Source organism: Methanothermobacter sp. (genome assembly GCF_049720995.1).
In the GTDB taxonomy this organism is placed as follows: domain Archaea; phylum Methanobacteriota; class Methanobacteria; order Methanobacteriales; family Methanothermobacteraceae; genus Methanothermobacter.
In genome coordinates, this window is sequence record NZ_JBNASF010000001.1 from 14773 (window position 1) to 30066 (window position 15294).

General features: G+C 51.0%; 13 protein-coding genes. 8 read left to right on the top strand and 5 right to left on the bottom strand.

Translation table 11 applies throughout. The features are described 5' to 3' along the window. The first annotated feature begins 10 nt into the window (after positions 1-10). Positions 11-928, top strand: coding sequence for a GTP 3',8-cyclase MoaA (gene moaA, locus ACPLJI_RS00075; RefSeq protein ID WP_424731064.1), 918 nt, complete (start codon positions 11-13; stop codon positions 926-928). Here moaA and ACPLJI_RS00080 read toward each other — a convergent pair. Beyond that, positions 919-2781: an NADH-ubiquinone oxidoreductase-F iron-sulfur binding region domain-containing protein gene (locus ACPLJI_RS00080; protein ID WP_424731063.1), complete on the bottom strand. Its 1863-nt coding sequence runs from the start codon at positions 2779-2781 to the stop codon at positions 919-921. The genes moaA and ACPLJI_RS00080 overlap by 10 nt on opposite strands. 10 nt (positions 2782-2791) lie before the next feature. Next, positions 2792-3241: an NADH-quinone oxidoreductase subunit NuoE gene (gene nuoE, locus ACPLJI_RS00085; RefSeq protein WP_424731062.1), complete on the bottom strand. Its 450-nt coding sequence runs from the start codon at positions 3239-3241 to the stop codon at positions 2792-2794. A 126-nt stretch (positions 3242-3367) separates the two neighbouring features. Between nuoE and fdhD the strand changes: the two genes are divergently transcribed. After that, positions 3368-4117, top strand: a complete 750-nt coding sequence (gene fdhD / locus ACPLJI_RS00090) for a formate dehydrogenase accessory sulfurtransferase FdhD (protein WP_424731061.1) — start codon at positions 3368-3370, stop codon at positions 4115-4117. A 48-nt stretch (positions 4118-4165) separates the two neighbouring features. Here the strand turns inward: fdhD and hxlB are convergent, their stop codons facing one another. Beyond that, entirely contained in the window at positions 4166-4750 is a 585-nt protein-coding gene (gene hxlB / locus ACPLJI_RS00095) for a 6-phospho-3-hexuloisomerase (RefSeq protein WP_424731060.1), read from the bottom strand. A gap of 156 nt (positions 4751-4906) precedes the next feature. On the opposite strand from hxlB, the gene ACPLJI_RS00100 reads away from it, so the two are divergent. The 6 genes from ACPLJI_RS00100 (at position 4907) to ACPLJI_RS00125 (ending at position 11587) form a co-directional block, all read left to right on the top strand. Beyond that, complete coding sequence (locus tag ACPLJI_RS00100) at positions 4907-5761, top strand: LysR family transcriptional regulator (protein WP_424731059.1); 855 nt, start codon at positions 4907-4909, stop codon at positions 5759-5761. A gap of 67 nt (positions 5762-5828) precedes the next feature. Continuing rightward, complete coding sequence (locus ACPLJI_RS00105) at positions 5829-6758, top strand: carbohydrate kinase family protein (RefSeq protein WP_424731058.1); 930 nt, start codon at positions 5829-5831, stop codon at positions 6756-6758. A gap of 224 nt (positions 6759-6982) precedes the next feature. Continuing rightward, the gene (gene thiC, locus ACPLJI_RS00110) at positions 6983-8284 is read left to right on the top strand and encodes a phosphomethylpyrimidine synthase (RefSeq protein ID WP_424731057.1); all 1302 of its coding nucleotides are present in this window, start codon (positions 6983-6985) and stop codon (positions 8282-8284) included. Positions 8285-8379: 95 nt separating this feature from the next. After that, positions 8380-9954: a lysine--tRNA ligase gene (lysS, locus tag ACPLJI_RS00115; RefSeq protein ID WP_424731056.1), complete on the top strand. Its 1575-nt coding sequence runs from the start codon at positions 8380-8382 to the stop codon at positions 9952-9954. Positions 9955-9969: 15 nt separating this feature from the next. After that, positions 9970-10479: a UGSC family (seleno)protein gene (locus tag ACPLJI_RS00120; protein WP_424731055.1), complete on the top strand. Its 510-nt coding sequence runs from the start codon at positions 9970-9972 to the stop codon at positions 10477-10479. Positions 10480-10483: 4 nt separating this feature from the next. Further along, entirely contained in the window at positions 10484-11587 is a 1104-nt protein-coding gene (locus ACPLJI_RS00125) for a hypothetical protein (protein ID WP_424731054.1), read from the top strand. A gap of 273 nt (positions 11588-11860) precedes the next feature. Here ACPLJI_RS00125 and nrdD read toward each other — a convergent pair whose 3' ends face one another. Next, positions 11861-14176, bottom strand: coding sequence for an anaerobic ribonucleoside-triphosphate reductase (nrdD, locus tag ACPLJI_RS00130; RefSeq protein WP_424731053.1), 2316 nt, complete (start codon positions 14174-14176; stop codon positions 11861-11863). Positions 14177-14319: 143 nt separating this feature from the next. Further along, positions 14320-15222 (bottom strand): hypothetical protein, encoded by a 903-nt coding sequence (locus tag ACPLJI_RS00135; RefSeq protein ID WP_424731052.1) that lies wholly within the window; start codon positions 15220-15222, stop codon positions 14320-14322. Between the last annotated feature and the right edge of the window lie 72 nt (positions 15223-15294).

Below are 15294 nucleotides of genomic sequence, written 5' to 3' on the forward strand. Positions count from 1 at the left end.
GGGGTAGAGAATGCAGGTCCATGATAACCACAGAAGACCGCTGGTATCACTGAGAATATCTGTAACGGGGCGCTGCAATGTCAGCTGTATTTACTGCCACCGGGACGGAATCGTGCGTTCAGACGAGGAGATGAGCCCAGAGGATATAGAGAACATATGCAGGGTGGCCTCTGACTTTGGTGTGAAGAAAATAAGGCTTTCGGGTGGCGAGCCCCTCCTGAGGGACGATATTGTGGAGATAGTTGAGAGGATAGACGGTATTGGATTCAGGGATATCTCCATAACAACCAACGGGACCCTCCTCGAGGACCTCAGCATCCCCCTCAGGGAGGCCGGGCTTGACCGGGTCAATGTCAGTTTCGACACCCTAAACCCTGAAACATACAGGTTCATAACCAGAAAGGACTACCTTCAGAGGGTCAGGGCTGGAATAGAAGCTGCCGTTATGGCCGGCCTCGATCCCGTCAAGATAAACATGGTGATACTGAGGGGCGTCAATCACCAGGAAATATGGGACATGTTTGAGTTCTGCCGTCAGCAGGGTGCTGTGCTGCAGATAATAGAACTCCTGAAAACCGACAGCTGCCCTGACAATGGAGTGGAGAGGTACCACTGCGACATAACCCCCATTGAGGCTGAACTGGCAGAGATGGCTGACCGTATAATGACAAGAAAGTTCATGCAGGACCGTAAGAAGTACTTCATCGGGGACGGGGAGGTGGAGGTTGTGAGGCCCATGGATAATACGAGGTTCTGTGCAAACTGCACAAGGCTGAGGGTAACCCCTGATGGGAAGCTGAAACCATGTCTCCTCCGCAACGACAACCTGGTGGACACGAAGAAAGCCCTCAGCTCCGGTGACATGGAAGGTCTCCGTGAACTCTTTCTGGAGGCCATCAGACGGAGGTCTCCCTACTATCAGTCCTGATTGGTGGGGGAATATGGCCCTGGAACCCTGAGAACAGCTTCTCTCTTACATGTGTCCCGGCATGATCCGCACTTGAGACACCTCTCCTGATCTATAACATGCACCCTATCCTTTGAACCTTCAATGGCATCTGCCGGACATGTCTTCAGGCAGGCCAGGCAGCCGTCACATTTTTCTGGATCTATGAAGTAGTGCATGAGCTTGCTGCATGATGCTGCAGTGCATTTTCCGTTTATGTGGTCCCGGTATTCGTTTTCAAAGTACCTGAGTGTGGTTAGAACAGGGTTTGGGGATGTCTGGCCAAGACCGCAGAGGGAGGCTGCCCTGACGGTTTCGGCAATATCCCTGAGAATCTCTGGATCCTCCTCTCTTCCTGAACCCTCAACTATATCATTGAGTATCATGAGCATCTGCCTTGTACCCACACGGCACGGGACACACTTTCCACATGATTCACGCTGCGTGAACTCAAGGAAGTACCTTGCAAGCTCAACCATGCATGTATGGTCAGATAGGACCACAAGTCCCCCTGAACCCATTATTGCACCGGCAGATGTCAGTGAATCATAGTCTATGCCTGTGTCAACAAGTTCGGCCGGGAGGCATCCCCCTGATGGTCCTCCTATCTGGACGGCCTTGAGCTCTCCGTCCCTTACACCTCCACCAATATCATGGATGACCTCCCTCAGGCTTGTGCCCAGTGGAACCTCTATGAGGCCAGTTCTCCTCACATCCCCCACAAGGGAGAACGTCTTGGTCCCTGGACTCCCCTCCGTCCCCAGGGTGTTGAAGTACTCCGGACCATGCTGTATTATCATTGAAACAGCTGCAAGTGTCTCCACATTGTTTATAACCGTTGGCCTCCCCCACAGGCCGCTTGTTGTTGGGAATGGTGGTCTGGTACGGGGCATCCCCCTTTTACCCTCAATGGATGCTATGAGGGCTGTTTCCTCTCCACATACAAATGCCCCTGCCCCCTCCTTTATCCTTATATTAAGGCTGAACCCCGAGTCAAGGATGTCCTCCCCGAGGAGTCCAAGATCCCGGAGATCAGATATTGCTGTTCTGAGTCTTTCAAGGGCAAGGGGGTACTCTGCCCTGCAGTAGATGTAGGCCTCCTCTGCACCCACAGCATATGATGCTATAAGTATCCCTTCAAGGAGGGAGTGGGGGTCCCCCTCTATGAGTGAACGGTTCATGAAGGCACCCGGGTCACCCTCGTCGGCGTTGCATACCAGGTACTTCACATCGGATTCCTCCTGTCGGCAGAGGCTCCACTTGAGCCAGGTGGGGAATCCTGCCCCCCCACGACCCCTGAGCCCTGAAACCCTAACCTCTTCAATGATATCCTCAGGTTTCATCTCCAGTGCCCTGAGTAGCCCCCTGTATCCCCCTGTTGCCAGGTAATGGCTGATGTTCTCGGGGTCTATGAGGCCACATCTTCTGAGTATCCTCCTTGACTGTTTCTCCATGAAGTCAATGCTGTAGGATGGTTCAAATGAGTCGCCACTGAAGGCCACATCAACAGAACCAATGGCTGAGGATTCCTCACCATCAGCGAGTTCCTGAATTATCCTCCTTGCGAGTCTCCTGTTCACGGGTCCGTAGATGGCACCATGGGTATTCCCTTTGAATACAGTAACCATGGGTTCGGCGTAGCAGAGGCCCATGCATCCGGTGTGTACAATGCGGCATTCAACTGAGAGTTCAGAAGCCCTCTCAAGCAATACCTTCTCTATTTCATGAGCCCCCGCAGATCTTCCGCAGGTTGCTGAACCCAGGAATATCACCGGTCCGTGCCGGAAGAGGGACATGTATTCATCCAGTGCGTTTCCTGCAATATCTTCAAACATTCCAGACACTCTAAGACTTTTTTGGGAAAATTTTACTTACCCTAGACGGCTTTATGCGCGATACAACCTCATCGTTCACCATGGCGCATGGAGCCAGGGAGCAGCATCCGATGCATCCCACCGATTCCAGGGAGTACTCCATATCCTCTGTAACGTCTCCCTCACCAATGCCCAGGTGCCTTTCAAGGGCATCCAGAACCTGTTCAGCCCCACTTACATGGCATGCTGTTCCTGTGCAGACCATTATGTGCTTCCTTCCCCTTGGTTTGAACCTGAACTGGGCATAAAAGGTTGCAACCCCATATACATGCGTTTTACTGACCCCTGTGAAACCAGCGACCTCCTCCAGTGCATGCTCCGGCAGATAGCCGTATTCATCCTGGATATCCTGGAGGATGGGTATTATCTCTGAGCCATGGCCAGTGTAACCAGAAAATATCCTCTTCAATTTCTTATCCATCAGAAACCTCCACTTAAATGTGAGATTTTGGTGTCACATTCATATTAATTAGGATGAATGATTAAACATCTGTTTAACTGTTAAACCAGGGAGAATATATGTTTTTAGATGAGAGGTGGTGGATGAATGTCACTTTACAGAGAGGTTGAGGCATTCCGTGTGGATGATAAGATGCGGAGGGTCCCTGAAAGAATTGTGAATGACCTTGAGGTGCGTATCAGGATAAATGGGGGCCTGGAGCAGCGCTTCACTGCAAGTCCCGCTGCACTTAAGGAATTTGCAACAGGCTACCTTCTTGGGGAGGGACTCGTGGACTCGGTGGATGATATAGTATCCATGGATATCACAGATAACCTCATCGAAGTTGAGATGGAATCAGAGGCTCTTGAGATAAGGCGTGAGCTTGTTATGGGCTCTGATTGTTTCGGTGGATGGAGGCAGAGGGTTGAGATGGTGGAACCAGTTGACTCAGACTTCAGGGTGAGGGCTGAGGATATATTCGATGCATTCAGGCGCATGGTGAAGTCAGCGACCGTGTGGAGGATGACTGGAGGTACACATGTTGCCGCCCTTGTGACCGGCGATGAATTCAGGGTTTTTGAGGATGTTAGCAGGCACGTGGCGGTTGATAAGGCCCTGGGCTCCGGTTCCATGGACGGTGTTAATTTCTCCAGGAGCTTCATGGTCTACAGTGGCAGGATGCCCGCGGACATGCTGATAAAGGTGGTGCGTGCGGGGGTGCCCATCATAGCATCAAATGCAGCCCCAACATCATCAGGGTATGAAGCTGCAAGGAGTACCGGTCTTACAATGCTTGGATTTGTCAGGGGCAGGAGGTTCAACATATACAGCCACCCTGAGAGGATAATACTTTAATTGTCGCTAATTCTGAGAATTTCAGGTGGGTCATCATAACACAGATTTTTATTCAAAAACGTTGTGCCTCTCGTTGAGGTCCTCCTCCCTCTTATCCATCCGGTGCATGAGTTCAGCTATGAGGCCGTCAAGGAACACGAGGGCCGATATCTCAAATAGTGTGCCTAGAGGTGTCCTTGAGTGGTGGTTGCCCCTTATCTGCCTCTTCATGTAATTTTTCTCACCATCGATCTTTGTCCTGCCCCTCACGGTTACAGTGAGGTCAGCCATCCCTCCAAGTTCTGATTCTGGATGTGAGGTTACAGCAACAACCCTGGCCCCCCTTTCCCTGGCTATCCTGGCAGCGTTGACTATGTAGCTTGTCCTTCCTGAACCTGATATTGCAATTAGCGCATCACCCTCATTTATGGCGGGTGTTATTGTCTCACCCACCACGAAGACATTTATCTCAAGGTGCATGAGTCTCATGGCGAAGGCCTTTGCAACCAGCCCTGACCTCCCCAGTCCAAGCAAGAAGACGTTTCCTGCGGATGTGATGGTGTCTATAAATCTGTCAACTGTTTCAGCGTCAATCTCCCTTTCCATCTTCTCCAGATTATCCAATATATCCCTGATGGCCTCTCTCATTATCATTGCAACACCTGTAATCTAATATACGGGTCATGAGATATAAGAGTAAAAATTCCTATGTTGACTAAGAGTAAAAATATCCTATGTTGAGCTCCATCTGATAATTCCATTACTTAGTCATATAGCAAAAATAAATCTGACCCAGAGAAAGGTGTCCCCATGGATATTGAACCCCTCCCTGGAATGAAGATCAACGGCCATGAAATGGATAACAGATTCCTTGAGACCCTCCGGGTAATCGGGGAAACCTTCTCCCAGAGAAAGGCCGCCCGTATACTGGGTGTTTCGCCACAAGTATTAAACAGGCGAATTCTAAGGGCAGAATCTCTCCTGGGGGTTAAACTCGTAAAAAGCGGTGGAGCAGGATCTGAACTCACACCTGAGGGTATGGAGATCCTCAGAACCTACATGCGCCACCTGAAAGTCCTCAGTGGTTCAGGCAGGCTCATGATTGCCGCGGGTTATGTCTCATCAAACCTTGCCGAGGTCCTCATTGATAGGTCCGGAGTGGAGGCATCCCTGTTTTCATGCTGTGGTGATGACCTCTTCCACCTTGCAGAAGGAAGCATGCTGGATATGATCTTCCTTGACGATCCCCTGCAGGCCTACCAGAGGGACCTCGATTTCCTCCCGGTTGCATATGACCACCTGGTGCTTGTGGGTGGTGATGCAATGACCATGAGAGAACTTGATGGCTCATCATTCGTTGGCGTTGAAGGTTCAGCCCAGAGGCTGGCCTGGGAGGTGCTCTCAGATTCCGGTGTCAGCTTTGAAGTTGTAAGGGAGGTCCGATCACCATACCATGCCCACAGGATAGTCAGGAGCGACCCGGAACTCATGACATTCCTCAGTGCAAGCCAGTTCAGTGGCTCTGAAATCCTCAAGAATGAGACCCGGCATGTTATAAGTGCCGTGGTCTGCCGGCAGAGTGAAGGAGTTGAGGAATTCATGCATTTCATAAGGGGGGAGGGCCAGGAGGCCGTTGTGGAGGGGGGTTTTGAACCTCTTCACTGATCTGTTTAACGAATAATCAATGATGTTATAAGTCGCCGTGGCAGAGTTAATTTATTCAGGTGATGCCATGAATGAAGACAGAGACCTTCTTGCTGTTGGACATACCGCCTTTGACTACATAATACAGCTTGACAAATTTCCCGAACCCAACTCATCAACAGCCATAAGGAGGATGAGGAACCTCCATGGTGGAGCGGCCGCCAACGTCGCCCTGGTGGGGTCAAATCTGGGGCTTAGAACATCACTTGTATCAGCCGTTGGCGGCGACTTTGAGGGATCAGAGTACAGGAGGCTCCTTGAGGCCAGCGGCATAGATATAAGCTCCATGATTGTTGTATCCTCGGAAACAACACCCACTGCCTTTGTGATGACGGATGCCGATCACAACCAGATAAGCTACTTCTACTGGGGTGCAGCCGGGCACTTCAGGGAAAGCGATATCCCCCAGAGGGCCATAGAATCCGCCAGGGCCGTCCACCTTGCAACTGGAGACCCCTCCTTTAACTGCAGATGCGGTGAATTCGCAAGGTCGCTGGGAAAGATCATATCATTTGATCCGGGACAGGATCTCCACATGTACTCCAGGAGCCAGCTCAAGAGGGCTGTGGGAGTATGCGACATCCTCTTCGGCAACCACCACGAGATAGACCGCATATGCTCCAGACTGGAGGTTGATATTGGGGGCCTCAGAGACATTGGCCCGGATGTTGTGGTTAAGACCTACGGCAGGGATGGAAGTGTTATCTATGCCGATGATGTGATGGAAATCGATGCAATACCCAGGGAGGCTGTGGATCCCACAGGGGCCGGTGACTCCTACAGGGCAGGGTTCATGAGGGCGTATCTTGCCGGTGCCGATCTCATGAACTGTGGAAGGTTCGCATCGGCGGTTGCATCGTTCATAGTCGAGGAGGAGGGGACCCAGACAAACATTCCAGATCTTGAAACTGCTTTGAGACGCTTTGAAAGGCACTGGGGCTATGAACCCCCCATATAATTAGCAGACCATGACCCTCATTGGTTCAGATAAAGTATGAATGTTCTCATATCCAGGAAAATGAAGGACCCGTGACATCAGAGGCCATGAATTTTTATTAAGGAGATTAAAACCCCATAGTTTTTATAACTGGATTGGACCAATATAAGATGCGCATGAATCTCATTCCAGCTGATCCCGATCATACCCTCACGGGTTAAAGGGTCAAACCAGACGGTGATTGTATGACTCAAATGGATGAAGCTAAAAAAGGTGTTATAACAGAAGAAATGAAGGCGGTGGCTGAGGCAGAGAACGTCACCCCAGAATTCATAAGAAGAGGAGTTGCCAGTGGAAGAATAGCCATCCCAAGCAACCTGAACAGGGATGATGTTGCCCCAGTCGGTATAGGTGAGGGCTTAAGGACCAAGGTCAACGCCACCATAGGGACATCCACCGACATCGTGGACTTTGAAATGGAGGAGGAAAAGGCCCGTGTTGCCATTGAAAACAAGGCCGACACACTCATGGAGCTCTCAGTGGGAGGGGACCTGGATGAGATAAGGAGGCGCATCCTGGACCTCTCACCCATACCCGTTGGAAGCGTGCCGGTTTATCAGGCGGCCATTGAGACCATAAGGAAGGAGGGCGCTGCTATATACATGGATGAGGACGTCATGTTCAGGGCCATTGAGAAGCAGGCAAAGGACGGTATAGATTTCATGGCCATCCACTGCAGTGTCAACAGGGAAACCCTGAGGAGGCTCAAGAGGCAGGGCCGTGAGGGTGGCCTTGTGAGTAGGGGAGGGGCCTTTGTATCAGCCTGGATGGTTGAAAACGGGCTGGAGAACCCCCTCTATGAGAACTTTGATTACATACTTGAGATAGCCAAGGAACACGATTTTGTCATGTCAATGGCCAACGCAATGAGGGCTGGTGCCATTGCAGACTCAACCGACCGTGCACAGGTCCAGGAACTCATAGTGCTGGGTGAACTAATCGACAGGGCCAGGGAGGCAGGTGTCCAGACCATCGTTGAGGGCCCGGGCCACATACCCCTCAATGAGATAAAGGCCAACGTAATACTCCAGAAGAAACTCTGCCGTGGGGCCCCATTCTACATGCTGGGACCAATAGTCACTGATATAGGGGCCGGCTATGACCACATAGTCTCATCAATAGGCGCCGCTGCATCTGCGGCAGCAGGTGCAGACTTCATCTGCTATGTTACACCTGCAGAGCACCTTGCACTCCCCTACCCTGACGATGTGAAGGAGGGGGTCATTGCAACAAGGATCGGGGCCTACGTGGGTGACATGGCCAAGGGAATCCACAGTGGGGAGAAGGACCTTGAAATGGCCAACGCCCGTAAGAAGCTCAACTGGGAGGCCCAGTTCGATGCAGCCATGTGTCCTGCAGAGGCAAGGCGTATAAGGGATGAGCGTCCACCTGAGGATCCAGACACCTGCACCATGTGCGGTGAGTACTGCGCTGTTAAGATTGTCAACGAGTGGCTTGACAGTGCAGATACCAGGATCTTCGACTGAATCCCACTCATTTTTTAGAGAAGAATTAATATATTTTGAAGTTCACACACTTTTTTAATGCACTGATTCTATCACGCTTTTTACAGGTGATCTGCTTGAAGCACTGGATTGAAAGGATAGCCGATGAACTTAAGGAGAGGGATGTTGATGAGCACGTTGTTGCAAGCGGAACATCCATATCAGGCTCAATACACATAGGGAACTCCTGTGATGTTTTCATAGCAAGCTCAATATCAAAGACACTTAAAGAGGATGGGTTCAGATCAAGGACCGTCTGGATAGCAGACGACCATGACCCCCTCAGAAAGGTCCCCTATCCACTCCCAAAAAGTTACGAGAAGTACCTGGGAGTGCCCTATTCCATGATCCCCTGCCCTGAGGGCTGCTGCGAGAGTTTCGTTGAACACTTCCAGAGACCCTTCCTGGATGCCCTTGAAAGGTTCAGGATAAGGGTTGAGCACCACTCAGGGGCCCGGATGTACACCGAGGGAGTCTACAATGACTACATAAGAACATCCCTAAGGAGGGCCGGTGAGATAAGGGAGATATTCAACAGGTTCAGGGAAAGGCCCCTGAGGGATGACTGGCTTCCATACAACCCCATCTGTGAGAGGTGCGGCCGTGTGAACACCACCGAGGCATATGATTTCAGCGGGGACACAGTGAGGTACCGCTGTGAATGTGGATTCGATGGGGAGATGGACATAAAGTCAGGGCTAGGTAAACTCACCTGGAGGGTTGAGTGGGCCGCAAGGTGGAAGATCCTTGGCGTCACCTGCGAACCCTTCGGTAAGGACCATGCCGCAAGCGGCGGCTCATATGACGTGAGCAGCATAATCTCAGAGGAGATATTTGATTACCCGGCCCCCTACCCGGTCCCCTATGAGTGGATAACCCTCAGGGGGGAGGCAATGTCCAAGTCCAGGGGCGTATTCTTCACACCAGGCCAGTGGCTTGAGATAGGACCCCCTGAGAGCCTCAATTACTTCATATTCCGTAGTAAGCCCATGAAACATAAGGACTTCAACCCTGACATGCCATTCCTGGATCTCATGGACCAGTTTGATCGTACAGAGAGGATCTACTATGGTATGGAGGATGCTGCCTCAGAGAAGGAGGAGCAGAAGCTCAAGAGGATCTACCGGGTCTCAATGATAGACTACCTCGATCTTCCTCTGAGGCCATCCTACCGCTTCATGACCGTGGCCTACCAGATCGCCGGGGACGACCTTGAAAGGCTCTACAGTATCCTGAAAAGGAACTCACAGCTTCCAGATGAGTTCATGGAAAAAGAACTTGAGGATTTAACAGACAAACAGTTAAATCAGCTACAGGAAAGGGTTGAAAATGTTAAAAACTGGCTCAGACTCTATGGCCCGGACTTCGTGAAGTTCCATGTCCAGGATGAACTTCCACAGGTTGAACTCTCAGAGCCCCAGAGGAAGTTCCTTGAGGAGCTTGCAGACATCCTTGAGTCAGGGGATATGAGCCCAGAGGAGCTCCACGATGAAATGTACAGCATACTGAGGAAGCACGGGCTTAAACCCCAAAAGGCATTCCAGGCTATATATAAGGTTCTGATAGGTAAGAAGATGGGTCCAAGGGCCGCATCATTCCTTCTTTCACTTGAAAGGGACTTCGTTGTAAAAAGGCTCCGCTTAAAGGCCTGAAATGAGGATGGTTAGATGAAGGTGAAAATCATTGAAAGGGACGTTATGGATCCCCTGGCAGACACCATCATGGAGGAGACCCCTGTTAACAGTATAGGTGATGCTGGAACCATATCACTCCTCGACAACACAAAGCCGGGTGCAGACCTGATACTGAGGACTGTGGAATCAGCCCTCACAGGATTCAACTTCATCTGGTCAGAGAAACCTGCAGGTGCCCCGGCCAGGGCTGAGCAGATAGCTAGGGCTGCCGGGGGTGACCTCTGCATCCTTGCACTGGGTGACTGTGGCTCATGCACCACGTGGGTGATCCTCGACGCAATTCGTCTGGAGGGTATGGGCGTCCCAACCATCTCCATCTGCTCAGACCGCTTCAGTGAATACGCCAGGAGGCTGGCATCAGCCCAGGGGATGCCGGGTCTTCGAATAGTTGAGGTGGAACACCCCATAGCGGGTCTGGAACCCGAAGCTGTAAGGAGAAGGGCTGAGAAAATAATACCATCCATACTGGACCATCTGAGGTGATAGATTGGTTAAAATCGATAAATCATGCGGATGCCTCATAGAGGACCTCCTGGAGGATGAAAGGCTGCGCAGTTCCTCCCCTGAGGATATGAAGGTCATGGTCGACCCTGACCCCGAGAGGATCAGCCTGGAGTTCTATGAGAAGAGAATGACCGATGGACTCCCCATAATACCACCCACAGAGGCCCGTGTCAAGAAATTCTACAGATACACCTCCAGGAAACCAGGTGATGTTATAGCCGCCCTCCCCCCTAGGATGGGGATCGCCACCGTTGAGAAGGTGGCTGTGAATGCGGTGATGGCCGGCTGCATACCCCCAATGATGCCGCTCATAGAGGCATGCATCGAGGGTATCGGACGGGACGAATTCAACCTTGCAGGTATAAATGCCACAACACACCCCGTGGCGGTTGCGGTGCTGGTCAACGGCCCTGCTGCAGATGAACTTGGCTTCAACTCAGGTGCTGGGTGCCTTGGACCAGGTAACCTTGCCTGTGCCACCCTTGGACGTGCCCTGAGGCTATCCCTCATCAACATCGCGGGTGCTGTGCCAGGGGTGGGTGACCATGCCACCATGGGTTCACCTGCAAAGTACAGCTACTGCTTCGCAGAAAATGAGGATGAAAGTCCCTGGGAGCCCTTACACGTTGAGAGGGGTTTCGGCGCTGATGAGAGCACGGTGACTGTGATTGGAGTTGAAGCGCCGCACAATGTGAATGATCACAGGAGCAGAAGCCCCCAGGACCTCCTTGACACCATTGTACAAACTGCATCGACCGCCGGCTGCAACAACAGCCACGTACCCGGGGAGCTCCTGGTTATAATGAGCCCCGAGCATGCAGATACCATTGCATCCCATGGATGGTCCAGGGGGGACGTTAAAAATTATATCCATGAGAATGCAGCCGTGGATGTGCGCCTGGCTGATCGTGGAGGCAGGAAGCTGGATGAAGACCTCATATCCGATGGGAGGGTCCATATAACCAGAGGCCCCGAAGATGTCATCCTGGTGGTTGCCGGTGGACCAGGAAGACACACCATGATAGCCCACGGTTTTGGAGGATCATCAGAGTCCCAGACAGTGCCTGTGAGGTTCAGTGGGGACTGATGATATAATTCCAGATAGGAGCCACTCAACCAACTTTCTGGCCTTAAAAATGCCTATCATCAGGGAATTACTGCTTCCATTTCTGCCGCATCAAAGACCCGGAAAGTTGAGAACACATCTAGAAACGACTTCCAGAACATGGAACCCCAGTGCAAAGAGCAGTTTCAGGAATGACTTCAGTTAGGTGCTTGCTCAAAAAATAAGCCCCCTTTAAACCCTGCAGGAATTAATTAAAAGAATAGAATTGCTGGATAGAGAACTGATCCGTTAGGCTCAGATGTTTATTCTCCGTCTATCCAGAAGTTCCTGCTGTTTACCCCTGTTCCAGCCACCACTTGAGGACTTGGCCCTTCCGACCTGCTGCACGTAACCTGTGATCCGGTCATACCATTCAACATCATCCCTTTCACCGCAGCGGGCGCAGGAATCCTGAAGCCCCCTCATGAGGGTCTTGCACCTGAGACAGAAACTAAGGGCGTTGCTGTAGGCCCAGAATCCTATGTCACTCCTCCTGCAGATGCTCCGTGTGAGGCCCTCAAGTGCTGTCGGGTCGGGTTTAGCCTCGCCGATCCATGCATTGAATATGTGGCCTCCAGGTGTGAGGGGGTGGTACTTCTCCTCGATCCTTATCTTCTCCACAATATCCACCTCTGCATTGACGGGGGTGTGGCTTGAATTGGTGTAATAGTACGCACCACCGGTGCCCTGGAGCACCGCCTCCTCAGGGTAGTGTTCATGGTCGAGCATTGCGAACCTGTGGGCAGTGGACTCTGCTGGTGTCTGAAGCACGCTCCACCTCCAGCCTGTCTCCTTCTTGAGTTCGGCTGCGCGTTCATTTATGTGCTCCACAACCCTGATGCCGAATCGGTTTGATTCAGGGTCCTCTATACCGGAGCCCAGGTGGTACTCCAGCATTTCATTGAGTCCTGTGAATCCAAAGCTCATTGTAGCATTCTCTATCCTGTAGTAGCGCTCCCCATCAATCTCCTGGGAGAGGAATGGTAGGAGATGGTAGTCATCCAGACAGTGAATTGCCTGTTTTCTCCTTATCCTCAGGACCTCAACCGCCATGTCAATGTACTCATCAAGGTACTCGAAGAGTTCATCGTCATCCCTGGACTGATATGCCACCCTTGGGAGGTTCAGGGTTATGTAGGCAAGATTACCCGTCCTCAGGCAGTCCTCCTCCCAGTTACCTGTCCAGTTATCTGCAAGGCTTGTCCTGCAGCCCATGTAGTTGGCCATCTCGCCCCTGTAATCTGCCAGCATGTTTATGAAGTAGGCTGTCCCGTACTTGGATGCCAGTTCATGAACCAGTCCAAGTTCCTCGTCGAATTCACCCTTCAGTGTCTCCCGCCTTATTGTGTAGATGGTATTGGGGAACAGGTGGGGTTTGCCGTCTGCGTCCCCCTCAAGGAGGACCTCTGTGAAGGCCCTTGTCAGCAGCCTCGCCTCCTCTGCGAAGTCACCGTACACACCCACGTGCTCACCCCTGGGTCCGTAGGCGGGTTCGTCCTCAAGGAACTCAGGGACCCCGAACTCAAGGTTTATGCTTGTGAATGGCACCTGGCTACCCCTTGCAGCGTAGGCCATGTTGAGGTTGAATATGAACATCTGGACCGCCTGTTTGATCTTCTCATAGGGAAGACCAGAGGCGAAGGGTGCCACGAAGACGTTCCAGAGGCTCATTGCCTGCCCTCCTGACATGTTCTGCTGGGATGCGAGCATTATCTCCCCTGCATGATTCATGAGTGTTTCCAGGTGCTTTGGTGGTCCTGCCACAGATGTATGGTCACCTGTACCGTCAACCCGGAGGCCGTGCCTTATGAAGAGTCTGAGGTCATGCTGGAGACAGTTGAGGGGCCTTGCAGCGAAGAACTCAAGGTCATGTATGTGGATGTCCCCTGACATGTGGGCGTCTGCAAGTCTTGATGGAAGTATATGGAGGAGTGCGTACTGCTTGAGGGCCTCGTCGGCCACGTACTTGTGCACCGTCTCGGGATTGTGGATCATGTTGGCGTTGTCCCTGGAACCGTTCTCTATGAGGTTTGTTATGTTATATACAGGGATACCGAGACGTGTGTACCTCCTCCGGAGGGTTTCAAGCCCGTGTTCTATGAGTTTGGTGTTCACAACCTCCCTTATCATTGGGGCTGTGAGGTACTCGACGTTTAGTTTCTTGAGTTCCCTCCAGACATCAGATGCGATTTTCCTTGCAACTTCCTCAGAGGCCCCTGCCTCCCTTACAAGGTTATCCTCAATCTTTTTCTGGTCAAATGTCTCTATCCTGTCCCTGGATGTCCTCACCCTCATTCTGTTGGCTGCAAGGTACCTGTCTGCAAGTTCCTCATCGACTTTCCTGAGGGCGTCGTAGACGAGTATCTTTATCTCCTTGGTGGTTATTCCATTGTATACTGACCTTGCAACCTCTGAGGCCACATTTTCGGAGGTCCATAGGCTGGCCCCCAGGTTCAGGAGGGATTTTACAAGTTTTTCATGGCTGAATTTTTCCCTTATGCCATTATTTTTCAGGACACATGTTTCTGCCTTTGTTGGTATGGCAGCCAGAAGACGTGAATCATCAATCACAGGATCACCATATAGCTCCTTTTAAAGTAATCAGGACAGATAATATTATGTCCAAACTCCTATAAAATAGATGCGAAAAATTAGGATTCCGGTCAGTTCCGGTATTTTGAAACTGTTCGTATAAAGAAAAGGAAGGGTTGGTTCTACTCCATTCTTATCTGAACAGTCCCTATCCTTGGTGCCAGTAAATTGTAGAACAGTGCTGTCAGTGCATAGACTATGAAGGCATATATGAATGCCCCAACGGTTACAGCCACCAGTAAAATGAGTCCTGCAGTGTATTCTCCCCCGATGGCCGAAACTATGAATGCTATGACCCCTATGATGAGACCTATAACCGCAGAAATTGACCCTGTTATGAGTCCCAGCGGTATTGCCTCGATCCTGTCTATGCTCATAAAGCCATCACTGGCATCTGTGAGTTTCAGTTTTATGGCTGTGATCTTTCCTGAGAGGAAGTTGTAGAGGAGTAGTACAATGGCTGTTCCTATGAACGCTACTATGAAGGTCATTATGGGTGTTATGATGATGTTGACCACGGTTCCAAGTGCCGTTGCAGAGCCGACAGCCGCCATGCTTGATGCTGCTGATGGTTCAACGGTCCTTGCAATGCTGAGGATTGTGTTGAAGAATACCCACTGAAGGGGGGATACGAGGAGCTGGTATATTAATGTGAGGATGGCGCTGACGGCTGAGAGTATGAGTGCTGTGTTCACGATGTCAAACGATTCTATCTGCTCCATGTCAATGAAGCTGAGCCTGATACCTCCAAGGCGGGGCGTGAGGCCGTTGTAAATGAATGCCCTCAGGAATGATTCGACTATGCCAAGCAGAAACGCTCCAACAGGTAAAACAACCAGTCCAACAACTGATATTCCAGTGATTAACCCCTTAAATACTTTCATTTCAGCTGGAAGTACTGATCCTATTGCGCCGGCGAATATCAGGATCAGGAGGGCGAATATGAATGCCCATACCGCACCTATCGATGAGTTCATAATGGTGTAGGGGACAACCCTTACAGATTTTATTTCCTTTGGCTGCATATTATCACCGGTAATATCTATGTGGCTAGGAACATGTAAAACTTATGAAAACTTTATTCCGGTTTATTAAAC

What these genes read in the sequence shown, in the direction of transcription:
- nuoE (WP_424731062.1), bottom strand. Translation starts at nt 3,241, where the DNA reads ATGGATAAGAAATTGAAGAGGATATTTTCTGGTTACACTGGCCATGGC.
- moaA (WP_424731064.1), top strand. Translation starts at nt 11, where the DNA reads ATGCAGGTCCATGATAACCACAGAAGACCGCTGGTATCACTGAGAATA.
- ACPLJI_RS00120 (WP_424731055.1), top strand. Translation starts at nt 9,970, where the DNA reads ATGAAGGTGAAAATCATTGAAAGGGACGTTATGGATCCCCTGGCAGAC.
- ACPLJI_RS00100 (WP_424731059.1), top strand. Translation starts at nt 4,907, where the DNA reads ATGGATATTGAACCCCTCCCTGGAATGAAGATCAACGGCCATGAAATG.
- ACPLJI_RS00080 (WP_424731063.1), bottom strand. Translation starts at nt 2,781, where the DNA reads ATGTTTGAAGATATTGCAGGAAACGCACTGGATGAATACATGTCCCTC.
- fdhD (WP_424731061.1), top strand. Translation starts at nt 3,368, where the DNA reads ATGTCACTTTACAGAGAGGTTGAGGCATTCCGTGTGGATGATAAGATG.
- ACPLJI_RS00135 (WP_424731052.1), bottom strand. Translation starts at nt 15,222, where the DNA reads ATGCAGCCAAAGGAAATAAAATCTGTAAGGGTTGTCCCCTACACCATT.
- thiC (WP_424731057.1), top strand. Translation starts at nt 6,983, where the DNA reads ATGACTCAAATGGATGAAGCTAAAAAAGGTGTTATAACAGAAGAAATG.
- ACPLJI_RS00105 (WP_424731058.1), top strand. Translation starts at nt 5,829, where the DNA reads ATGAATGAAGACAGAGACCTTCTTGCTGTTGGACATACCGCCTTTGAC.
- hxlB (WP_424731060.1), bottom strand. Translation starts at nt 4,750, where the DNA reads ATGATAATGAGAGAGGCCATCAGGGATATATTGGATAATCTGGAGAAG.